19 protein-coding genes are annotated in these 22,919 nt (G+C 40.4%); all 19 read right to left on the bottom strand.

The features are described from left to right. Positions 1–136: 136 nt before the first annotated feature. Positions 137–1,369 carry an alpha-L-fucosidase gene (locus CFK40_RS03875; RefSeq protein WP_227001856.1) on the bottom strand — a complete coding sequence of 411 codons (1,233 nt, stop codon included), beginning with the start codon at positions 1,367–1,369 and terminating at the stop codon, positions 137–139. Further along, positions 1,370–3,016: a DUF4091 domain-containing protein gene (locus tag CFK40_RS03870; RefSeq protein WP_089530775.1), complete on the bottom strand. Its 1,647-nt coding sequence runs from the start codon at positions 3,014–3,016 to the stop codon at positions 1,370–1,372. Between the two features lie 10 nt (positions 3,017–3,026). After that, on the bottom strand, positions 3,027–6,059 hold the full coding sequence (locus CFK40_RS03865; RefSeq protein ID WP_089530774.1) for a beta-galactosidase, LacZ type: 3,033 nt from the start codon (positions 6,057–6,059) through the stop codon (positions 3,027–3,029). 208 nt (positions 6,060–6,267) lie between these two features. Then, positions 6,268–7,062 (bottom strand): SDR family NAD(P)-dependent oxidoreductase, encoded by a 795-nt coding sequence (locus CFK40_RS03860; RefSeq protein ID WP_089530773.1) that lies wholly within the window; start codon positions 7,060–7,062, stop codon positions 6,268–6,270. A 201-nt stretch (positions 7,063–7,263) separates the two neighbouring features. Continuing rightward, the gene (locus tag CFK40_RS03855; protein ID WP_193433354.1) at positions 7,264–9,930 is read right to left on the bottom strand and encodes an endo-beta-N-acetylglucosaminidase; all 2,667 of its coding nucleotides are present in this window, start codon (positions 9,928–9,930) and stop codon (positions 7,264–7,266) included. Positions 9,931–10,044: 114 nt separating this feature from the next. Beyond that, positions 10,045–11,109, bottom strand: coding sequence for a Gfo/Idh/MocA family protein (locus tag CFK40_RS03850; RefSeq protein WP_089530772.1), 1,065 nt, complete (start codon positions 11,107–11,109; stop codon positions 10,045–10,047). A 21-nt stretch (positions 11,110–11,130) separates the two neighbouring features. Further along, positions 11,131–11,997 carry a sugar phosphate isomerase/epimerase family protein gene (locus CFK40_RS03845; RefSeq protein WP_089530771.1) on the bottom strand — a complete coding sequence of 289 codons (867 nt, stop codon included), beginning with the start codon at positions 11,995–11,997 and terminating at the stop codon, positions 11,131–11,133. Between the two features lie 507 nt (positions 11,998–12,504). After that, the gene (locus tag CFK40_RS03840; RefSeq protein ID WP_089530770.1) at positions 12,505–13,488 is read right to left on the bottom strand and encodes a Gfo/Idh/MocA family protein; all 984 of its coding nucleotides are present in this window, start codon (positions 13,486–13,488) and stop codon (positions 12,505–12,507) included. Between the two features lies 1 nt (position 13,489). Beyond that, positions 13,490–14,338: a Gfo/Idh/MocA family protein gene (locus CFK40_RS03835; protein WP_089530769.1), complete on the bottom strand. Its 849-nt coding sequence runs from the start codon at positions 14,336–14,338 to the stop codon at positions 13,490–13,492. A 165-nt stretch (positions 14,339–14,503) separates the two neighbouring features. Further along, the gene (locus CFK40_RS03830) at positions 14,504–15,376 is read right to left on the bottom strand and encodes a sugar phosphate isomerase/epimerase family protein (protein ID WP_089530768.1); all 873 of its coding nucleotides are present in this window, start codon (positions 15,374–15,376) and stop codon (positions 14,504–14,506) included. Between the two features lie 36 nt (positions 15,377–15,412). Next, positions 15,413–16,729, bottom strand: a complete 1,317-nt coding sequence (locus CFK40_RS03825; RefSeq protein WP_089530767.1) for an alpha-L-fucosidase — start codon at positions 16,727–16,729, stop codon at positions 15,413–15,415. A gap of 82 nt (positions 16,730–16,811) precedes the next feature. Beyond that, positions 16,812–17,606 carry an SDR family NAD(P)-dependent oxidoreductase gene (locus CFK40_RS03820; RefSeq protein WP_089530766.1) on the bottom strand — a complete coding sequence of 265 codons (795 nt, stop codon included), beginning with the start codon at positions 17,604–17,606 and terminating at the stop codon, positions 16,812–16,814. A 40-nt stretch (positions 17,607–17,646) separates the two neighbouring features. Continuing rightward, complete coding sequence (locus tag CFK40_RS03815) at positions 17,647–18,411, bottom strand: SDR family NAD(P)-dependent oxidoreductase (RefSeq protein ID WP_089530765.1); 765 nt, start codon at positions 18,409–18,411, stop codon at positions 17,647–17,649. Between the two features lie 16 nt (positions 18,412–18,427). Then, entirely contained in the window at positions 18,428–19,309 is an 882-nt protein-coding gene (locus CFK40_RS03810) for a fumarylacetoacetate hydrolase family protein (RefSeq protein WP_089530764.1), read from the bottom strand. A gap of 19 nt (positions 19,310–19,328) precedes the next feature. Next, on the bottom strand, positions 19,329–20,426 hold the full coding sequence (locus tag CFK40_RS03805) for a mandelate racemase/muconate lactonizing enzyme family protein (protein ID WP_161493818.1): 1,098 nt from the start codon (positions 20,424–20,426) through the stop codon (positions 19,329–19,331). 37 nt (positions 20,427–20,463) lie between these two features. Then, the gene (rbsD, locus tag CFK40_RS03800; RefSeq protein ID WP_089530762.1) at positions 20,464–20,850 is read right to left on the bottom strand and encodes a D-ribose pyranase; all 387 of its coding nucleotides are present in this window, start codon (positions 20,848–20,850) and stop codon (positions 20,464–20,466) included. Beyond that, positions 20,847–21,047, bottom strand: coding sequence for a hypothetical protein (locus CFK40_RS03795; RefSeq protein ID WP_089530761.1), 201 nt, complete (start codon positions 21,045–21,047; stop codon positions 20,847–20,849). The genes rbsD and CFK40_RS03795 overlap by 4 nt, the downstream gene beginning before the upstream one ends. 22 nt (positions 21,048–21,069) lie before the next feature. After that, positions 21,070–21,873, bottom strand: a complete 804-nt coding sequence (locus CFK40_RS03790; protein ID WP_264371403.1) for an amidohydrolase family protein — start codon at positions 21,871–21,873, stop codon at positions 21,070–21,072. Between the two features lie 445 nt (positions 21,874–22,318). Beyond that, positions 22,319–22,594, bottom strand: a complete 276-nt coding sequence (locus CFK40_RS03785; RefSeq protein ID WP_089530759.1) for a hypothetical protein — start codon at positions 22,592–22,594, stop codon at positions 22,319–22,321. Positions 22,595–22,919: the final 325 nt, after the last annotated feature.

The raw sequence follows: 22,919 nt of genomic DNA, 5'->3' as shown, positions 1-22,919 counted from the left end.
TACTGATAAAAAGTAAAGCAGATAATAAACCCGCCCTGCCCCGATAAACCGCACCCATTCCTCTTTAACCGCATTATTTAATTCTTGACCATGTTGCGTCGTCATCATCACTTTTTATTATTTGCAGAAATAATTTTTAATAATTTCCATCATCCCCTACATAATAGATTGCCAGTTCCTCTATTATTGGCTCTCCTACACTTTCGGTTACTTCAAGTTCGACACCCCGAACCTCAATTGCTGGAACACGAATAATAGCCTTATTCCCTATGTTTCTACCCTGATAGATGGTGATTGGTTGACGGGACTTTTCCGAAATAATGTTGATTTTAAAGTTTTCTACGCTTTCTCCTTTTCGTAAATCCTCTTGAATAACCACATGATCGAGCAAATGGGGTTGTTCTGTGTGATAAATCCATTTTCCCTCTTGTTGTTCAAACCTATCAATTGTTGCTACCGGATTATCAAATCGTCTTCTTATTTCTCCGCCAAATTCAAGAAGTCTTTGCTGATCTTTTTCCGGAAAAAGACCATGTCTGTTTGGCCCAATATTAAGAAGCAGGTTTGCACCACGGCCAACAGAATAATAATAAATTCCCATTAATTGTTCCAAACTTTTTACCGTATGTTCATCACTCTCACTAAAAAACCAATTCTCTCTCATCTGCACATCACATTCTGCAGGTAACCAAAGACGATCACTTTTTACGGTATTGACCTCGTTCCAACAAGGGATTGGTGCAATACCATCCTCATTGCCAACCCACCGAAAATCGGGATCAGCCATATTAAAGATGAGAATGTTTGGCTGGAGTGAACGAACTGTATCAATGATTCGTTTCCAGTCATATTCATGATTCTCTGATCCAGCAGCATCAAACCAAAGAATTTCAATGTCTCCATAGTTCGCTAACAGCTCGGTTATTTGATTGATAAAATAGTCATCATAGGCCTTTCTATCTTTTTGATTGTAAAAATTTGCAGATCCATCATAAGGAGAATAGTATAGACCGGGCTTCACTCCATGTTTACGACATGCTGAGGTGAATTCCTGAACAACATCTCCTTTGCCATTTTTCCATGGTGAATGGGCAACAGAAAAGTCAGTAAAGCTTGAAGGCCAATTTGAAAAACCATCATGATGCTTTGCAGTAAGAACAGCATATTTCATGCCAGCTTCTTTTGCTGTTCGAATCCACTGTTCACAATCTAGGCTGGTTGGATTAAACTTAAACGGATCCATTTGCCTTTCATCAAAATCGACATAGCCTTCATAGAAAGTCCGCAATCCGAAATGGACAAACAATCCGAATTCCCATTTCTGGTATTCCAGCTGTTTCAATGTGGGCTTGGTTTGCATTTTATTCATTCAATTCACCTCGGAAATTTTCTGGTTAATTTTTTCTCTCATTGTTAATAGCCATTCGCTACCATGTGGGTAATCAGTGAAGGTTATCGGTATTTGTTCCTCTATTATTTCTAATACTCTATCTCGACCAGTCAGTTTCTCCAGCAATTGTAGTGCCCTTAAATCTTGCAGTGCATCGTAGAATACTTCCATCCTAATTGATTCAATCGGTCCATCTTCGCCTGGGTATACAAGGAAAGAATCTCCGGAAGGGAAGCCACCATCAGCATCTGTATTCTGAAAAGGATTAATTTTTTTACGGGACAACCTCGAGTACCAAAAGTTATAGCCCCAATGCAAAAAACCTGCAATGTTATATTTATACAATTGAATACCACTAATCCGATTCCGCGCAGAAGGAAAATTAAAGAATCGATTCGATACCTTTTTGTACTGAGCACAGCAATAATACGTCCATAAATTCGGGACTTTGTTTTCCAAGAAAGGCTCCATATGATCGTTAGCAGGAATCGGATTTTTTACCAAGCCCTGCCCATAAAACTGGTAGTCTGATAAGGCATCGATTACAGGGAAGTCAGACAAATAATCGTGAATTAATTCACTCGCCTTTTTATACGATTCCAGATTGTTTATGTTAGGCTCATCCGACACATGAAAATAAACCTGTTCTTCCAGCTTATGATGCTTGATATAAGCTATCAGCTCAGGGAATAATTGGGAAAGAAAGTCTTTGTATTCTCTCCCGGATGCATCTGTTTCCCAGCCAAAGATCTTTTTCAACTTGCCGTTTTCATTCGCCATAATCTTAGGTGCATGTTCAGCTCCCCATTGCGTAAAAAGATGAGAAAACTCAACGTACTTGATTCCATTATTTAAACACAAATCTATCCAACGAGTTAATTTATCAAAGTTAAATTGATACTTAGCTCCTGTTTTTTCTACCTCGACCAATTGCACAGTAGGACGTTCCTGGCCAACATCCGTATCAAGTGGCGGGGTAAACAAAGGCGTTAACAACATGTTCATGCCATGTACAGTTGCTGTTTGTACATATTGTTCAATCAGATTCCAATGCTCTTCACTGAATACATCTACATCATAATGTGTTGCTAAACAATCGGCATGGAACCATTGGGTACAGATCAACCGTTGCTCGGGCAGGGATGCCGGGATGATCTCCAGTTCAAAGGTTTCCTCTCCGATTTGTTCTCCAGCCGCTGTTTCAAAAACCAATTTAATCTGCTGAAGTCCAGCCTGGATCTTTTCATTAAGGTTGACTGTCACCCACACAGAACGCCACTGATTTTTTGGGACAGGCACCTCGTTGTGATCCAACGGGTAAAGTGGATCTGGATATAAACCAGGGGTCGTCCTTAGTACATAATCGTCGTGGTCCAGGTAACAAGGAAACTCTGAAGGAACGAGACCAACCGACCTGATCGTGGCAACGTTTTGTAAGGCTCCTTCCATTCGTACTTTGATTTTTTTCGGACTGTCTCCATTTTTTCTGTATGCTACTTGAAACGAATAGGTTTCATTTAAAAGTGCAGAAGCATGATTAAATGTCTTGTCTTTTAATTCCTCATCTGGAAATACTTTTACTAATGAACTTAAACAACGAGTTTCAAATTCCGGCATTCTTCCCATTCCCCCCGAATCATAATGAAAAAGGTGTTAATCGGAAATTAAACGTAAATTCCTGAGTAGTCAATTCATATTCAGGCAGCACATCAGGCCCACAGCTTGCAGTGCCTAACCCATGCTGCTGGTGATCCAAATGAACGTAAATCTCATCCTTTTTCGTAAGCTCATGTGTATGCTTTGCTTTATCAAAATCTCCTATTGAATAATAATGCGCACTAAAGTTAAATGCCGGAGTACCAGAAATAAACATCCCCATGCCTTGCCCATTGGCAAATGTGACCCAATTAACATCTGTTCGATTGCCATTTTCCTGAGGATATACATAATTGGTCAACAGCTGATCAACGGATTTTTTATAAATACCAAATCGATTCGCCTGCTTACTATCCGCGTATGACTCTCCAGGACCCCTGCCATACCAGCTTACTTGGTCTAGTGTTTGCGGTACTGTCATTTCCAAACCGATACGTGGAAGTGTTCGCGGTGTATTACCTGTCGGCTTCCCGTTCACGTCAACCAGTATATCTCCATTACCATAAATAGTGTAGGTCAATACCACGTTTATACCCCACGACAGCATCGGGGGAGCAATCCTTTGTACGACCTTTATCGAAACCGATGTTTTATCCTTTGCTAATTGAAAGTCCACTTGATCAATTCGTTGTTGCAGCCAATGAACTCCATGATTTTTCCATTCACTTTCCGAGCGATGATCGTTATCAATCATAGCCCGCCAAAATTGTAGTTTAGGGCCAGTTTGAAGAAGCTCTAATCCCTCGCATTTCCAAGAATGAACATTTCCTAAAATTTTATGAAAGGTTATTTCGAAATTCACGCCATGTACATATAAAAATGAGTCAACTTCATCGATGGTTACTGTATCCAGTTTCTGAACTTCATTAGTTGATTTAGCATTTTGTGGCAGCATAAACTGTGCCCACGCTAGTTCATGGCCAACCGGAGCCCAGGCAGTTGCCGAAGCTAAGGTGAATTGCAGATTCAACCGGTAATCCGCTCTAGCTAGTGGTTTTGGCAAGTTATACGGAATCGTAAAAGATTTTGTCACCCTAGCTCCAATCCCATCCAGGGTAAGCACTCCACTTTGAATCACTTTCCCATCTGCTTCAATGTTCCATGACAAAGCTAAATGATCAAGTGAACTAAAATCATATCTGTTTGTAATCTCAACTTTTCCAGCTTCTAAATCCACCTCATCAACCTTCACCGGCTCAATCACCTTTTTATGCTCATAGTATCCAGGTGAGGGTGTACGATCAGGCATTACAAGGCCATCTATGACAAAATTATAGTCATTTGGCTGATCACCAAAATCACCGCCATAGGCAAAGTATTCTTCTCCTTCGACATTCTGCCTACGTATCCCATGGTCGGCCCATTCCCACACAAAGCCACCTTGCAAACGTCTATATTTATAAAATGTATCCCAATACTCTTTCAAGGCTCCCGGTCCATTCCCCATTGCATGCGCATATTCACATAAAAGATGCGGTTTGCTAAGTTCTGTGTACTGCCCAACTTCCTCCATTTCAGCTATACCTGTATACATCGTTGTATGCACATCAGAAACGCTTGGATCCAGTTTTCGTTTTCCTCCCAAGAAAAGTTCACGTGATTCACCTTCATAATGAATAAGCCTTGTTGGGTCTTTCGCGCGTGCCCACTTGGCCATTGCCGCGTGGTTAACGCCATTACCTGACTCATTCCCAAGCGACCACATCACAATTGATGGATGGTTTTTATCGCGTTCAACCATTCTTTCCATCCGATCAAGATATGCCGCTTCCCACTTGGGATCGTCACTCAGCTGATTAATGTTTCCAATTGTTTCAAAGCCATGTGTTTCAACATCCGCTTCATCAATCACATATAATCCATATTCATCGCATAAATCATAGAATCTCGGATCATTGGGATAATGGGCAGACCGTACAGCATTAACATTACCCTGTTTCATCAGCTCAATATCTTTAATCATATGTTCAAGTGGAACCGCACGTCCATAGTCCGGGTGTGAATCATGACGGTTTACTCCCTTAAACTTAATCGCTACTCCATTGATGAGCACGACACCGTCCCTCAATTCCACCGACCGGAATCCAACCTTCTGGGCGATCGTTTCTAGCACTCTATCATGCTTATCTTTCAGGCTGATCACCAAATGATATAAATAAGGATCCTCGGCAGACCACTTATTCGGACTTTTTACCGGCACCTGAAAGTGAAAATTCTCTTCCAAAGACTCATCAACTACCAGTTCATTCTGAGCATCCACTAATTTATATTCCACATTCAGCCCATCCACCGTGTTTTCAATATCAATATCTACTTTAAGCGTTGCATCTTCGTAACCCTTGTCCAAATCGGTACGAATAAACACATCTCTAATATGGGAACTAGGTCTGGATAGTAAATAAACGTCCCTAAATATTCCGCTTAGCCACCACATATCCTGATCCTCAAGATAAGTAGAATCGGACCACTTATAAACGCGCACTGCTAACGTGTTTTTTCCTGAATGAAGGTAGCTTGAGATATTAAACTCAGAAGCCATTCGACTACCTTTACTAAAACCAACCTCATGCCCGTTCACCCAAACATGAAAACAGTTATCAACACCTTCAAACCTTAAATAAACTTGTTCCCCTGCCCATTCGTCAGAAATGTAAAAATCACGCTGATAAGAAGCCGTTGGATTTTCTGTTGGAACATGTGGTGGATCAACCGGAAAGGGATAATTCACATTGGTATAATGCGGCTTATCGTACCCCTGTAGTTGCCAATGATGGGGGACCTCAATATCATCCCAACCACTAACATCAAATTCATTCTTATAAAAGTCTGCAGGTGCCTCTTGTGGAGTTTCCGCATATTGGAACTTCCAAATCCCATTGAGAAGTTTGAACCGTTCAGAATTACCCCGTTCATATGTCAGCGCCTTCGTTTCATCTGAAAAAGGAATAAAATACGAACGGCATTTTTCACGATTTCTATGTAATAAGTTCACGGATTGCCAATCTTGTAGCATTTGTATTCTCCTTTAGAACCCATTTATTTTATAGGGTTGATTTATTTGCTGTCATACAAAATACAAAGTGGTTGATTTCATCTACCAGATGCATCCTTAAGTAGCAACTTTAATTTCTAAAAACCCCTTTTCAATAGTCACCAATATTCTGTCATTAAATATTGAAAAGTTAAAGGAGCAACAGGTTCACTCCTTCTATATATAATATTTAATGTTCCATATGATCATCTGGCTGTGCAGCTTTAACCGTTAAACCACCGTCAACCATTAACAGATGACCATTTACCTGCATCGCTTCCTCTGAAGCTAAAAATACGACCGCATCTCCAATTTGTTTTGCTGTGCCCAACCGTTTCATCGGATTTGCCTCAACTTCCTTTTCATAAATCGCTTCGTCTGCCAAGTAATCTGTACACATATCCGTCTCCACTGTACTAGGTCCAACTGCATTCACATTGATATTATGTTTTCCCAGTTCAATAGCCAGTGCCTTTGTTAGCTGATGTGCAGCAGCCTTTGATGATATATAGTGTGGAATTACGGGACTTGTGACCATCAAACTGGCTGTTGATGTTATATTAATAATTTTTCCCCTACGCCTTTTAATCATTCCCTTGGCAATAGCCTGGGAACACAGGAAAATTGATTTGACATTAGTATTAAACGTTCGATCCCAAGTTTCTTCGGATACTGTCATAAAAGGCTCGAATGGAGCAATGCTTGCATTGTTTACCAAAATATCAATGTTTCCTAGCTTATTTTCCACCTTTTCTGTCATTTGATCAACTTGTTGTTTGTTTCCTACATCCGCCTGCACTATCATAGCCCGCTGACCAATAACTTCGACCTTTTTTTTAACTTCTTCTGCCAACACTTTTGATTTGTCTGAAGAAAAATTAATAGCCACATTAGCACCTTCACGGGCTAATTGAAGAACAATTGCCTCTCCAATTCCTCTGCTCCCCCCAGTTACAAGAGCGGTTTTGTTGTTAAGTCTTTTCATTACGGTTCCCTCATTTCCAATGTCAATTTCCGCAAAAATGCTGGAATTAGTTGCTTTTGTGGAATTCCCAGCCGTACTTAGAATTCCCCATGTATATTGGTCATTTTATTTACTCAGATACCTTTAATAAAGAATATTCTCCTTTCTAGAATAAAAAAAATAGGAAAGGTAAGCAACTTCTACCTATCCTATTCTCATAAACTAATAACCATATGCCTCTAATTCGTAAATTCTTGCTGCCTGATCTCCACCCTGTGTTGGCTGTTGGATGGAAAGACGTACATATCTAGCTTCGGTAATTGGAATGGGGTGTTCTGAAACTGCTGCGGTATTAGCTGTTGCAGTAACAGTATTTTCCCAATTCTCACCATCACGGCTAGTTTCAATCTTGAAAGCTTTTGTATTAAATGCTGGTGATTCTCCGCCTGCTTCCGCGTGTTTTAGTACAAACTCCGATAAATGATAGACTTCGCCCAAATCAACGGTTAACCATTGGTTGTCACCAATTGCACACCATTTACTATTATTTGCTGTTTCCCCATCAATTGCATTTAATGGACCTTCACTTGTGCCACATTGTCCGCTTGCTACAGCTGTTTTATTAAGTGCAACATTTTCGATATTAGTGGCATCCTTTGAAATGGTAATGAACTCTTCCTTTGTAAGGCTATCTTCACCTTCACTATTTTTAGCAACTAGTGTAACAGCATAAACACCCTCTTCTTGATACGTTACAACCGGATCTTTTTCGGTACTAGTTGCAGGCGTTGCACCATCAAAATGCCATTGAACTTCCTCTGTTGCTTCTGAAGAATTATTAAAGAATTGAATTTCATCCCCGGGAGCCGCAACTGTTTGGCTTGCACTGAAGTCAGCCTTAGGTATTGGATACGGTGGCCATTCAAACGTGACTTCCACCGCTTCACTTTTTACATAATCTTTACTTACAGCAACAATTTCAAGTGTTGTTGCCGTTTCCTTCCCATCCCTTCGTAAGTCAGAGATATGATAAACATTGTTAGGTGTTGCACCAAGGAATTCCTTTTCCCCATTGGCGTGCCTACGATACAATTCATAATGCTGGATAGTATCATCTACTGGATCCCATTTCACTGAAAGGTCAGCATATAAACCTTCCTTATAAGCCATTTCCAACCAGGTCGGGTTTGTTGGTGAACCGGGTACTTCTTTGTCGCTGTGCTTATTCGTTACCTTTAATTCACCGATATTCATTTGATAATCTTCTATAACCTCTTCACTATCAAAATAAAGTGAAATAGCCGCTATCTTTTCACCTTGATATTTTTTTAATTTAAAGGTTTCCGTTGTCCATTCATTTCTACTCTTTTTCTTCACATCAAAAAATACAAATTTTTCAGGTTGCCCAATAAAACTGACACCAAGTTTCATGTTAGGCTTTTTGACATCCGTTTGATACGTCACGGAAATTTCAGTGTCTTTTTCAATCGGTAAATCTGTTTTATAAAGCTTTAAGTGAGTAGTATTTTCATTTGATAGTTTCCCCGATATTTTTAACGAGCTGCCCCCATAGTATGCTTGTTCCCAATCAAAGTCTACATTGAGAGGCTGACCACTACCTTCTGTTAGCCATCGCCACGTTGGCAGGATATTTTGTAAACTGCGGTTATTCCAATCCCTTTCACTTCTAGTAACTCCATTAACCACAAACGATTTCCCGCTTCCAGTATTAAAATGGGTTACAAATGGCAGCTCCTGAACGGACGTCTTCGCTGTAAAGTAATGAGCCATCCCTTTCCAGCTTCCGTTTTTAAATGTTTCACTTGGATCGCCGGCCTCTCCAGTCCAAAATTCCTGTTCTTTATCATAAAACTCATCCATCGTTGTTGATGTCTTAAAAGCCCAATCCGGTCGGTAAACACCTAATGAAGTGTAAGGCGATCTCCCTTCCGGAAATATCCCCTCCCAATTTACATTCGTGTTTGTTCCATTTGCCTCTACATCAATGCCAGCGAACAAGTCATATGGATCTCTCCCGATTTCTTTCGCTTTGTTATAAGAAGCTTCTTGCGAGTTCCACCAAAAGTTTAAAAACATACTATCGGAAACCCTTTCCTCGCCATCCTGCAAAAACATTTTATTTTGATCAGTTAACGCATTTTGCCAGTTGATATCTCCATTTTTGGTCATGGAATCATACCACATAATCTGCATATCTTTTTGCTTATGTTCCTGCAAATATGCTAGGAAATCTTTCATTTTCTCAGCTGTTTCTTCCGTTCCTCCACCGGTTTCCTGGTTGATAAACCAACCATCGAATCCGTAATAGCTAGCAACTTCTAACAGTTTATCTGCCGCTGGAAATGAGCCATCTTCACGTTGAACAAGCATTTGTTCCAGCCATTCTTCTTTCCCCCCGTACACTTTGGGCGGGAAGAATACATTTCCTAATATCGGGACCCCGTTTTTATGGGCAGCATCAATAACATCAGCACTAGGGGGCACAATAATCCCCTCCCCTGCAGAACCTGCCCAATAAACCATTACATCTACGTATTGCCAATAACTGAACGTATTAGCGAAGAACTTATTTCCCCCTTGAGAGGGAACCCCGCTCGTATTTGGATTCAATGCGGAAAGCGCTACTAATTTTGCCTCGGACTGTGAAGTGTTATTTACTTTATAAAGAACTTCTCTATCAGCTAACGGGACACTGCTTTTGTTGAAAATGGCGTCTGTGTCACTTTCCGGACTCCAGTTCATCAGACCTTCCGGGTACCAATACGATGATTCCGGTTGTTCTGCAAATGCGCTAATCGGTAGAGCAAAAATTACTACAGTTAACATGACTGAAAATACAAATGCATACATTGTTTTGGCTTTATTCATCAGTTCACCTCTGTTATGGATTATTCCTTTTCACAAGCCTCTTCCCGGCATTCTTAACGATTCTTCGCGTGGGGCGCATGGTCATAATGAACAAGTTATTTGGTTTTGTCCCCCTTAATCAAAGCGAACTTCCGCACCCTTTTCACTAGATTCATAGACACCAGCCAATATTTTCATAATCTCTACCCCATCCTGGACAGGGCTAATTGTTTCCGTTTCCCCTTTGGCACAAGACACAAAGTGGTTAATTTCATCCTGGAAACCCTTCACAAAGTCAAATGATAATGAATCAATCTGTGGTGTGGAATTTAACATCGTGTTATTTTTTTCTGTGAAAATCTGTAGTGCAGGTTCGATTTCCGCGCCACCTTTATCACCAAAAATATTCACATTAATGGATTCTTCTTTCGCATGGAGTGCATAGCTTGTATCAATTACTAATGAGGCCCCATTTTCGAATCGAATCATGGCATTGGCCAGATCCTCTACTGTATTTTTTTCTGGATCATAATCGGCAGCTTTATAGAACGATTTGTTGGTGACGTTGGCGCGGTTACCCAATTTATTGTATGTGTTTCCGCTGACTGATTTGACTTTTGGTTTACCCATGAGGTACCAGCACAAATCAATGACATGAACACCTAAATCAATTAATGGGCCGCCACCTGATCGTTCCTTATCGGAGAACCAACCACCAGGATTACCCAAAACACGGAGACAAGATGCTTTTGCATAATAGATTTCACCAAGATCACCTGATTCAATAAAGCTCTTTAATACCTTCGTGTTTGTGCCGAACCTCCGAACGAATCCTACTTGAATGACCTTTCCACTGTTCACTTTTGCAGCCTTTTCAATCTCATATGCCTCTTCGACTGTTTTACATAATGGTTTTTCAACCAACACATGCTTCCCACTGTTTAAAGCAGCTATGGAAATCTCCGCATGGGAATTATTCCATGTGCAAATACTTACGGCATCAACTTCCGGATTATCCAGCAAATCCTGATAGTTTGTATAATATTTTTCTGCACCATATTTTTCCGCTTTTTCCTGAGCTCTTTCTTCGTTCAAATCGCAAACCGCATAGATCTCCACATCGCAATTGTTTTTGTACGACTCAAAGTGCATTTCGGAAATAGAACCTGCACCAATCACACCAACTTTTATTTTCCCCATTTTGTTACCCTCTTTTCCTGTTTAAACTTCTTCCCAGATTCTCCGGACATTGTCCAAACCAATTCTGGATCCTTGTTTACATTCTTCTAACCCTTCGAATTCGATTGAGATATACCCATCGTACCCCGATTGTTTAATGACTTTAATGACCTCTTTTATATCAATATCTCCGTGACCACTTATTGCTCCCCGTAAATAATTCCCGGATGTCGTCTGGAACCAGCCTTCACCAGGGTTAAACGTCGAACCCCGCCGATGGTAAAAATCTTTGATGTGCACCATGGAAGCAATTGAAATATTTTTCTTCACTGCGGCTACCGGATCCTCATCCACACATAAGAAATTACCAGTATCAAGTGTTGTTTTAAAATTAGCCCGGTCCACAGCATTTACCAGACGCTGAATCCGATCGCTCGCCTGGACATAAAAACCATGATTTTCAATGCTTGTTACAATATCATATTGTGCTGCATAATCAGCTATTTGCTGGCATGCTTCCACTAACCTTGGTAAATCCTGTTCAAACTGCTGAGTAGATGCTTCATGTGGAGGCTTAAATGAAACATCATGCCGCATAAGCTTGACACCAAGCGCATGGGCAATATCCACTTCCTTTTTAACACGTACAATTTCCTGTTCAAATTCCTCCTGACTAGCTGGCAGAAAGTCTGCACCAATTGCATAGTTGGAAATTTCAATTCCTTTTTCCTTCGTTTTTTGAAGAATTGCTTCGAGTAAATCCGGATTGTCTGTCAATGTATACCCCATCGGAACTAGCTCAATATGATCGCCACCTTGATCCGCTGTCCACCCGATCACATCCAAAATTGACATTTCTCCTGAGTTTATTGCTCTTACTAAACTGTACGAACTCATTCCTAGCTTCATCTGATAACCCTCCCTTTTTTATCTAAGGCTGTCTTCTAAAATATTGTTGTTTTTGACAAAAAAAATTATATACTGCGACGTAATGCGCTAGGTTGTTTTCCGCTACGGATCGTTGCTTTCCGCGGGCACGGCTTCAGCCTCCTCGGAAGAAAACCACTTCCTGCGGGGTCTTCAGACTCGTGCTGTTCCCGCAGGAGTCAACGGTCCTCCGCTCCAATCAACTGCCACAAATTGCAGGCAGCCTGTATGATATAAGCAACCAAGTAAATTGAAATTGTTAAGCAGAACCCTAGTGAAGGAAATCCACGGAGACTCCTGCTTAGAAAGCGAAGACGTTGAGACCCCGCAGCGAGCGGTTTCTGCTCGCGAGGAGGCTCAGCGCGAGCCCTAAGGTGCGCGAAGTGGATTTCCGGAACGGTTGTCCAACCACCAAACAAGGCACTTATGTCGCAGTTTTTATCAACTACGGTATATTAGCAACAAACTATGCGAAAACAGCCTTATCATCTAATTACGTTTTAGTTGAACAGTCTCTTTTCGTTCGTTAGATTCATAGGCTGCTTTTACCACTTCTAGTGTCCGCAAGCCGTCCTTTCCTGTTATGGATGGCTCTCTTTTTGTTTTCACGCAATCGATAAAGTCGTTCACTAAGGCTTCATCCATATCTTCAGACCAAGGTTGATGCTGAATCTTCCCATCCGTATCATTGTATAGAACCGAATGCTGTTTAAATGCATCGACAGATAATGTTCCTTCTGTCCCAGAAATTTTCATCGTGACATCTCCCCACATTGGAAATGTCTTTGGTCGTGACCAACTCGGATCAATCGATACAATGGCACCGGATTCAAGCTCCAGCATGACTAACCCAGCGTCCTCGACATCAATATCATAGAATCGTGTATCAAATTCCGCATAGACACTTTTAACTTCATCTTTCAACATCCACCTAAGCAAATCCATGACGTGGACAATATGATCTGTTGCCGAGCCGCCACCCGATAGTTTCTTTTCAACGAACCAGCCACCAGGCATTTGACCGTGATTGGTTGCATTCACTGCAATTACCTCACCAATTTTTCCTGATTGAATAATAGATTTCACCTTTTGAATAGCTGGCGCAAACCGGACTGGATAAGCTACTTGCAAAATAACCTCATTTTCCTCACACGTTTTAATCATTGCTTGCGCATCTTCTACCTCGGTTGCAATCGGTTTTTCACATAGTATGTGCTTTTGATAGCTTGCTGCTTTAATAACATGTTCCTTATGATTAGCATTTTCCGAACAGACAATTACCGCTTCAATGCCTGTCTTTAAAAGATCATCCAAATCCGAATAAAATGTAGCCTCGTATTGTTCTGCCGCGTCACTTCCCCGCGCTTCATCCGCATCCCAGATTCCAGCTAGTTCCGCATCAGGATGTTGAACCAAATACTGCGCATAGCTAAAGGCATGCATGTGAGCAAAACTAATGATTCCCACTTTCATATTAGCGCACCTCCTTAGGCTGGCCAGCTTCGGCTGATTGTCGTGCCACATCGGCAATTTGAATGGCATGCAAGGATTGCCCAGTTTTTCCCCTGCCTGCAACAACATGCTCCAACATACGCTGAAGAGGTGTTTTAATTAAAATTTCCTCATCAAGTACTTCGGAGGACGTGGAAAGCTGAATCGGATTGCTTTCTACACTATTATAGGTAAGCATCCCATTATCACCGGTCAGCTCAAAGCTTGTTTCTTTTTTCCCATTCACCCAGGACAAATCAATATGAGCAAATGCCTGATCCTCCAAACGAAGTGACAGTAACGCATGCTCGGTTATCGATCCATCCAGGCGTTCTTTTTTGACGTGTTTTGCCATCACGCGTTCTACATTACCAAAGGTCCAAGTCAACCAATCAAACTCAGGTACACCCAGACTGGAAAAAATGTCACTTTCATCACCGGGATGCGGGGCACTGCTGGAAAGTCTGATGACTCCCGGTTTTCCGATATGTCCATCCCTCACCTGGTTCCTTGCATCAACATACTCAGGCGAAAACCGCTTTCTATTTTCAACAAAAAGATGTACGTCCTCTTCATCACATTTTTTAATTAAAGCAGAAGCCTCTTCCGCATTCGTCGCAAGTGCCGTTTCACAGACAATACGAATTCCTTCCTTATTGATCTCCCTGATGAAATCTGGTCTCTCATCTACAGGTACACACAAATCAATGATATCGACATCAACTGTTGATTTATTTTCAACAAGCTCTACTTGCACATTCTGTAACCGGGACCATGTTTGAAAATGGACCTCACTCAACGACCCCGTTCCAACTACTGCTATTTTCAGCAATTTATCCACCTCAATTCAAAAATTATAACGTAAACAGTGGGTATCTCCCCAACTCGGGAGAGAATTCACCAAACTCGGGACAGAACTCACTCCACTCGGGCCGCGCATCACCTAACTCGGGAGAGAAGCCCACTCCAGACTCGGGTGACACAAACCCCAATCAAATTAAACTTCTTCCCAAAAAAGCCTCAAATTATCCAACCCAATTTTACATGCTTCCCTGCATTCTTCCATGCCTTCAAATTCCAATGTAATATTCCCATCATAACCGGAATCCTTGATAAGCTTAACGATCTCTCTGATTTCAATATCCCCCTGACCGACAATTGCGCCTCTTAAATAATTGCCGTTTGATGTTCTGAACCATTTTCCTGCGCCGGGATTCTCATAGTACGGCCGGAAATAAAAATCCTTAAAGTGAACCAGTGATGCATATGGTAGGTTCTTTTTTACGCCAACAATGGAGTTTTCATCGACACACATAAAGTTTCCTATATCTAATGTAGTTTTAAAATTTGGTCGGTCAACGGCTTGTATTACGCGCTGGACGCGGTCACTATGCTGGACAGCGACACCATGATTTTCGATTGTTGTTGTTATCCCAAACTCTGCAGCATAATCGGCAATACGACGACTTCCTTCAATAATTTGCGGAAGACTATTTTCAAAGTATTCGATTGTCATTTTTTCCGGTGGTAATGTAAATGCGGTGACATCGTGACGCATATGTTTGATTCCCATCCGGTCCAGGAGATCGACGTGCTCCTTCAACCTGGCAACCTCAGTCTCGAATTCTTCCTCTGTATCTTGAACAAAATTTGCTGGCATCGAATAGTTTGATAGTTCGATTCCGACTTCTTTTGCTTTATCACGTACCTTATCGGCCAGTTCTAAATTGTCGACTAACGTAAATCCGTATGGAACAATTTCCATATGTTCTCCGCCATTATCAGCAATCCATTGAACGACATCCAAAACATCCATTTCTTCCGCCTTAATTGCGTCTAGCAGACTGTACGTACTTAATCCTAATTTCATATAAAGTGACTCCTTTACGAATGATATTTTTGTTTTTTAACTTTTTAAAAACAGCTCAATAACAGGGATTGCTACTTCTGGCTTTTGCACTGGAAGGTCTATAACAACTGAGTTACGATCAATCTTTGTTTCCGTACTTGTAATTACTTCCTCAGGATCAAATTCTCTAAAATAAACCTCAGATGCATCGTTAAGTAGCTGCGCATATTTAATTTTTCCAGCTAAGCCTTCTAGATGAATATGCCGGAATGGCCACGAATGGATATGAAGATACAAACGGTTTCCTTTTTGCGTATAGCGACAGTCTACTGGTGCTTTATACTTACTGTGTCTTGTTCCATAAATTGAACGGGAATGTAATCTCATCCATTCTCCGATTTCTTCTAACCGCTCAATTGACCGATAATCAAATTCACCACGCCCATTTGGCCCGACATTTAATAGAAAATTACCACTTTTTGAAACCGTATCAATTAACATTTTCAGGAGGGTATCGGTAGATTTCCAATCTAGATTATCGCGATGATAACCCCACGTTCCATTCATCGTTTGGCATGCTTCCCATATAACTGGAAGTCCATCCTTCTCAACCGGCTCACTTGGTTGGTATTGTTCAGGAGTTATAACACCACGATTTAAGTCAAGTCGATCATTTAGAAGAATATTCGGCTGTAAATCTAGTACCATTTCCTCCAGCTTCTCAGAATGCCAATCCATTGCTCCTTTTCCTTTAGACCATCCAAAGTCACGGTGTGGGTATGAGAAATCAAACCACATATAATCAATTTGACCATAATCTGTCAGTAGTTCCCGAACTTGCCCATGCATAAATTCCAAATATTTATTCATATCACGATCCGCATTTTCTAATTTGAAGTCTTCATCATCACGTTGTGGATGTAGTCCATCAATCGTAAATTCTGGGTGATGCCAATCGATTAATGAATGATATAATCCTACTTTTAAACCTTCTTCCCGAAAGGCATCAATAACTTCTCGTAATAGATCCCGTTTTACCGGTGTATTTGTCACCTTATAATCACTTAACTTCGTATCCCATAATGCAAATCCCTCATGATGCTTTGTTGTTATAACGAAATAGTTCATACCTGCTTTTTTGGCAGTTCTAGCCCATTCCTTTGCATCAAATAAGTCTGGCTCAAAGTGTTCAAAATATTTTTGGTACGTTTTTGGATGAATTTTCTCGTGCGTCATAAACCATTCATGTCGTGCAGCTGGTGAGTATAAACCGAAATGGATGAATAATCCAAACCGGTCATGAATAAGCCACTGTGGATCAGCATATGCGTCAGACCAGTTTGCATATTTCTTCTCAATTGTATTTGTGTTCATCTTTGAATACCTCCAAAATATTATTTAAGCCCGTCTGATTCTTGTTTTTCAGTATCAATACAAGCAACCATAATAATAAATCCTAATGCTCCAAGTGATCATCAGGCTGTGCAGCTTTAACCGTCAAACCACCATCGACCATTAATAAGTGCCCATTTACTTGCATTGCTTCTTCTGAGGCTAGAAATACGACAGCATCGCCAATTTGTTTGGCAGTCCCTAATCGTTTCATTGGATTTGCTTCAACCTCTTTATCATAAATCGCTTTCTCTGCCAGGTAGTCCGTACACATATCTGTCTCAACCGTACTCGGTCCAACTGCATTAACATTTATATTATCTTTCCCCAGTTCAATCGCCAATGCTTTCGTAAGCTGATGTGCTGCAGCCTTTGATGAAATATAATGCGGAATAACTGGGCTTGTGACCATCAAGCTAGCTGTAGAAGTAATGTTAATGATCTTTCCACTGCGCCTTTCAATCATTCCTTTTGCAGCAGCTTGGGAACATAGAAAAACAGATTTTACATTTGTATTATACGTTTGATCCCACGTTTCTTCTGACAGTGTCATAAAGGGCTCAAATGGTGCAATCCCTGCATTATTGACCAGAATATCGATGTTCCCTAGTTCTTTTTGCACTTTTTCCATCATCTGATCAACTTGCTGTTTGATACCAACATCTGCTTGGACTATCATTGCCTGCTGACCTTGGTCTTCTACTTTTCCTTTGACACTTTCAGCCAAATCTTTCGATCGGTCAGAAGTAAAGTTTATGGCCACATTCGCGCCTTCTTTTGCTAGTTGGAGCACAATAGCCTCTCCTATTCCTCTGCTCCCACCCGTTACAAGGGCTGTTTTGTTCGTTAGTCTCTTCATAGCCGTTCTTTCCTTTCAACTATCAGATATTTTTATCACCTTATTTCCCATTCACTACCCCGCCATCAATCATAAATGGTGAACCCATCATAAATTTTGATTCATCTGATGCAAGGTAGAGTGCTGCGTAGGCTACATCAATTGGTTTTCCAAGGTCACCGCCCAATTGTCTGCTTTTAATTGATTGAATCGCAGCGTCAGGGTTTGCATCCTTCGACAAGTAATCCTCGACAAATGGCGTAAAAATCGTACCTGGCATCAATGCATTAACACGGATCTTATCTTTTGCATAATCAACCTGCATTGATTTTGTTAAAGAAAGCACTGCACCCTTCGTAGCTGCGTAAGATGCTCGGTTTGCTAATCCAATTTCGGCAATGCATGATGACATATTGATAATAGAACCGCTTTGCTGTTTGATCATATGAGGGATGACGTATTTAGAAACGAGAAAAATACCATTAATATTTACATTGATGACATTCTTCCAGTCTTCTAAATCAATCTCGTGCAATACGCCTATGCCACTAATGCCTGCATTATTAAACAACACATCAATTTTTTCATAGGATATAAGCGCTTCATCTACCATTTTTTTAACATCCGATTCATTTGTTACGTTTGCCTGAATGAATAGCGCTTCTCCACCATGCTGAATTATTTCTGCAACAGTCTGCTTCCCTGCTACTTCATTTACGTCATTGACAATTACTTTTGCCCCTTCTTTCGCAAACAGAAGAGCTGTTTCCTTGCCAATCCCAGATCCAGCACCCGTAATTAAGGCAACCTTTTTATCTAACCGCATTTTTTCACTCCTTACTCTATTTAACGTCTGATCCTTCTGTTTCGCGAGCACATTTATTTCTTAAAATCCCTAAACCTTCAATCTCGACAATCACCTCATCGCCATCATTAAGGAACACTTGAGGATCCCTGAAAACTCCGACTCCATGCGGCGTGCCTGTTGATAATAAATCACCAGACTCGAAAGTAAATCCTTTTGATAGATATGCAATAACCTCTTTAATTGTAAAAATCATTTCTGCCGTATTTGAATCTTGGAGAACGTTGCCATTTACTGTACAACGAATTGATAGATTCTGAGGGTCACTAATCTCGTCAGCAGTTACAAGGTATGGACCACAAGGTGCGAATGTGTCATAGGATTTTCCACGTGCCCACTGCCCATCAGCAAATTGAACATCTCTTGCGCTAATATCATTGACGATTACGTATCCGAAAATATGGTCAAATACGTTATCCTCCGCAATGTTTTTTCCTTCCTTGCCAATAACAACTCCCAATTCCGCTTCATAATCAACTTGTGTAGACTCAGAAGGTAGGATGACATTTTCTCCATTTCCAATAACACAACTTGACCACTTGGAAAAAATTAATGGTGCCTTAGGTGGTTCAACATTTTGTTCACGGCAATGGTCCATATAATTTAGCCCAACACAAACAACTTTACCTGGATTCGGCAATGGCGCCTTCAATACTACTTCATCGAGGTTCATGGCAAACTCCTGGTCATTATCCGCAAGCTTATCCTCAATCTTTTTAATATAGCCTAGCCCGTGTTCTACAAGATCCATCATTGTAAGCGATGGATCAGCTAGTAAATGGTTTAAGTTAATCACCTTGTTATCGATTACTGTACCAACAAAATCCTGATCATTTTTCGTAAATGTTACTAATTTCATATAAACGCCACCTTTCTATTTATCCAATTCTACATTCTGTTAAAATCTTATCAGTTAGCTTACAACCGAGTCCTGGCTCCTCTGGTAATGAATAATAACCATTTTCTACTTTTATCGGGTTTTCCCATATATCGATAATAGATTCATAGCAATATTCAACCATAGGGACATTAGATGTAGCAGCTGCTAATTGGACATGTAACTTCTGTTGTACGTTCGTATGTGGAATGACTTCCAAATTGTAGCATCTTGCTAATGCCGCAACATCTAACCATTCATCAATGCCTGAAAGCTTTGTGGCATCTGCTTGAACAATGCTAACCCCACCCATTTCAATGTAATCACGGAAATCATATTTAGTATAAACGGTTTCTCCGATAGCAATCGGTACATCCAGCCTGCTTGCAAGCTCAGCATGAGACTTTTTGTCAAACGGATTCATCGGCTCTTCAAGCCAGTAGATATCAAATTCTTCAAGCTTTCTTCCCCAAACGATTGATGTTTTCAAATCCCAAACTGTATTTGCATCGACCATCAATTTAATATCATCACCAATTGCTTTTCGGACTGCCTTCACTCGTTCATAGTCTTCACGTGGATTGGGCAAACCAATCTTCATTTTAACTGCATCAAAGCCACGTTCAACAAGCGCAGTCATATCTTTAACTAACTCATCTGTCGTCACCTCAAGCCATCCACCGTCTGTGTTATACGCTTTCACTTTATCCTTAACAGGACCTAAGTACTTCCATAGCGGCATGTTAGCAACCTTTAATTTAATATCCCACAATGCGAGCTCGACCGCGCATAACGCAACACGTGTAATACCGACTTGACCAATAAAATGGTTCGTATAATGTAGTTCACGGAGTACATTTTTATACATGAGTGGATCCTTACCCATTAATTTTTCGGCGTAGGTATCATCGATAATTGCCTGAACAGCACGGGTCCCCTTTGTATAATTCCAGTTAAATCCCCAACCACTGATTCCATCATCCGTGTCTAAACGTACAGCCACAAATTCTACCGAGTCGAGTTTTGTTTGTGAATCAGTAATTGCTCTCTGTCTTAACGGCACATCAAGTAAATAGGTTTCTACGTTTGTAATCTTCATTCCTATCAAATCCTTCATTTTTTAGTATGTAAAAACGTTATCCTGACACAATAATCATATTTGCGTATGGACATGTATCACCGGTTTTAATAATTCCTTTTGAATGATTCGTCAGTTCTTTGAATTCTTGATGAGTTACCTTTTCAAATAAAATATTAGGGTATGATTGTTGTAGAACTTTATATCGTTCTGGGCTAATATCTAGCATTTCCTCTGTAACAATCATTCTATCAATCGTGAATTCTGTTTCAATTACTTTGAGCACTTGTAAAACAGTCGGCAAGTCTTCCGTAATTCCTAGGTCAATCCGTTTTGTATGATCCGGAACAGGATAACCTTTGTCTCCCAATACTACATAGTCTGTATGTCCCAGGCTTGCCACCAGATGGGACATTTCTGGATGAAGAATTCCTGCTTTTTTCATTCCGCACCCTCCAAAAAGTCTTTAAAAACTGCCTTTCGTTGTTCACTTGTAATACGAACACTTAGGCTTTGTACGGGTCTTTTAAAATAAAGTTTCATCTCGTTATTTTTCTGTGCTACACTAACCAGTTCCCATCCTTGTATACCTAACTCCGAAATATTACCATCATCAACGGTTACCAGGTATTCCCATTTCATCCAACCACTTCCCTATCAATAACTAAAGGTTTAATCTATAAAATTCGCTTGCGTTTTCACCAATTATTTTGATGTATTCTTTCTCAGATAAATCTTGCAATAATGAGTTTTGGAATAATTCATATACGTTTTGATAGCTTCCGGCTAGCAAGCAAACTGGCCAATCACTTCCAAACATGAGCCTGTCGATTCCAAATACGTGGACAAGATGCTGAATAAAGGGTCTAAAATCTTCATGCTTCCAATTTTGGTGGTCCGCTTCTGTGATTAAACCTGATATTTTACACATGACATTTTCATAGGATGCTATCTTATTCATATTTTCTATCCAAAACGGTGTGATTACATTTTTAATAGCAGGCTTTGCAGCATGATTTATAACAGCTCTTAGTTGTGGAAATTGTTCGAGCAACTCTAAAACAACTGGCAGATGACGAGGATAGATTAATAGATCTAATGGAAAGTCATCAGAGACAAGTAATTCGATATTCTTCATCACTTCCTGGCGTACTATCCATCTATCATCATTCAAGTCATGCAACATAGGTCTAATACCAACAAATCCAACTTGTTCCCTCAGACGATGATAATCGTCCTTGAATGAAGGCGATTCCAAATCCAGCCAACCGACTACTCCCGCGATAAAGTCATATTTACTATATAATTCCAATAAGAACTCTGTTTCTTCTATAGTAGGAGCAGCTTGAACGACAATTGTCCTGTCAATTCCGTGTTGCCTTATAAGTGGTTCTAAATCGTGCGGCAAATAATCACGATATAGTATAGCTTGTTCCTCTGTTAACCAACCATAATCTTGACGAGTGATTTTCCAGAAATGTTGGTGAGCATCAATTTTGATGTATTTAACCCCCTTGATGTTATCGGTATCATGAAATTATCATCAAACACACATTTTGTCAATTACAATTATTTTGAAAGATTGACTGTACAAAAGTCAGAAATAAAAAATATGTTTTGTGCATAAAGGAATCCATTTTGACAAGCATGATTATTACCACGATTCCAGAAATACTTTAATCAAACCAAATAACATTTCCTTATGGATGGCTCTTGTAATACTTGATTCATAATGGTCATCATTGGACGATACGCTGGGAGATTGGTCGCAGTGTTACTTTTCGAGGGTAAACACTTCTACCGGTCCCTTTTTTGTTGTATGATGCATTTTGTAATTACCAGTACGCTGTAACCAGTCTCAGCCTGCTTCATTCCATGCATCAAGCCCGTAATATAACTTGTCTTTCGCAAAGTTATATTTGATATACTTGATAACCTTTTCTATTTCGCCTTGCTCTGTTGATCAGCTTTCCTACACATTTTATAGTCAAATTTCTGTCTTCTTTATAAGTCTGGAATTCGCGTGTTAGGATTAAATCCCCACTATCTTCACTGACGAGAATCAGTTCATCCTGATCATAAACAATCTCGTCTGGAATTCCTCCCCCGAAATAACGAAAGGCATTCTCGTGGGTACGAACCACACCTCTAGTAGTAATAAATATCAGGTATTCACAGTAGCTTTTCATTACAACTTTTCTTCTTAGAGTACTTTAAATGCTCTTAGTCTTCGTAGTACTGTTTTTTCGAGGGGATGTGCCAAAACACCCAAATACGGTCACATTGATGATTTGGCGGATCCCCGGGATCAAAATGGTCAGTTTCAAACAACCTTGGTGGAATTTTTTATGGGTACAGTTCATTGCGAAATTCATTAGTGGAGAGATGTAGGGATAGATAGGGACCAGCGGAAAAAGCGGCTTTTTCACTGTGTCCCCATGATAAAAGGCTTAGATGACTTATCGTCTATCACCATGCAATAAAAGATTGGCTATGTTTATTAAAAAAGGAGAT

Origin of the sequence: Virgibacillus necropolis, assembly GCF_002224365.1 — a bacterium.
Classification (GTDB): domain Bacteria; phylum Bacillota; class Bacilli; order Bacillales; family Amphibacillaceae; genus Virgibacillus_F; species Virgibacillus_F necropolis.
The sequence above is the reverse complement of the archived record's forward strand: the minus strand, read 5'-3'. Positions and strand labels throughout refer to the sequence as shown.

Coding starts and splice junctions, on each gene's coding strand:
- CFK40_RS03855 (WP_193433354.1), bottom strand. CDS start 9,930: ATGAATAAAGCCAAAACAATGTATGCATTTGTATTTTCAGTCATGTTA.
- CFK40_RS03870 (WP_089530775.1), bottom strand. CDS start 3,016: ATGGGAAGAATGCCGGAATTTGAAACTCGTTGTTTAAGTTCATTAGTA.
- CFK40_RS03875 (WP_227001856.1), bottom strand. CDS start 1,369: ATGAATAAAATGCAAACCAAGCCCACATTGAAACAGCTGGAATACCAG.
- CFK40_RS03830 (WP_089530768.1), bottom strand. CDS start 15,376: ATGAAATTAGGATTAAGTACGTACAGTCTGCTAGACGCAATTAAGGCG.
- CFK40_RS03805 (WP_161493818.1), bottom strand. CDS start 20,426: ATGAAGATTACAAACGTAGAAACCTATTTACTTGATGTGCCGTTAAGA.
- CFK40_RS03825 (WP_089530767.1), bottom strand. CDS start 16,729: ATGAACACAAATACAATTGAGAAGAAATATGCAAACTGGTCTGACGCA.
- CFK40_RS03820 (WP_089530766.1), bottom strand. CDS start 17,606: ATGAAGAGACTAACGAACAAAACAGCCCTTGTAACGGGTGGGAGCAGA.
- CFK40_RS03845 (WP_089530771.1), bottom strand. CDS start 11,997: ATGAAGCTAGGAATGAGTTCGTACAGTTTAGTAAGAGCAATAAACTCA.
- CFK40_RS03795 (WP_089530761.1), bottom strand. CDS start 21,047: ATGAAATGGGAATACCTGGTAACCGTTGATGATGGTAATATTTCGGAG.
- CFK40_RS03810 (WP_089530764.1), bottom strand. CDS start 19,309: ATGAAATTAGTAACATTTACGAAAAATGATCAGGATTTTGTTGGTACA.
- CFK40_RS03840 (WP_089530770.1), bottom strand. CDS start 13,488: ATGAAAGTGGGAATCATTAGTTTTGCTCACATGCATGCCTTTAGCTAT.
- rbsD (WP_089530762.1), bottom strand. CDS start 20,850: ATGAAAAAAGCAGGAATTCTTCATCCAGAAATGTCCCATCTGGTGGCA.
- CFK40_RS03865 (WP_089530774.1), bottom strand. CDS start 6,059: ATGCTACAAGATTGGCAATCCGTGAACTTATTACATAGAAATCGTGAA.
- CFK40_RS03860 (WP_089530773.1), bottom strand. CDS start 7,062: ATGAAAAGACTTAACAACAAAACCGCTCTTGTAACTGGGGGGAGCAGA.
- CFK40_RS03850 (WP_089530772.1), bottom strand. CDS start 11,109: ATGGGGAAAATAAAAGTTGGTGTGATTGGTGCAGGTTCTATTTCCGAA.
- CFK40_RS03785 (WP_089530759.1), bottom strand. CDS start 22,594: ATGAAAAGCTACTGTGAATACCTGATATTTATTACTACTAGAGGTGTG.
- CFK40_RS03815 (WP_089530765.1), bottom strand. CDS start 18,411: ATGCGGTTAGATAAAAAGGTTGCCTTAATTACGGGTGCTGGATCTGGG.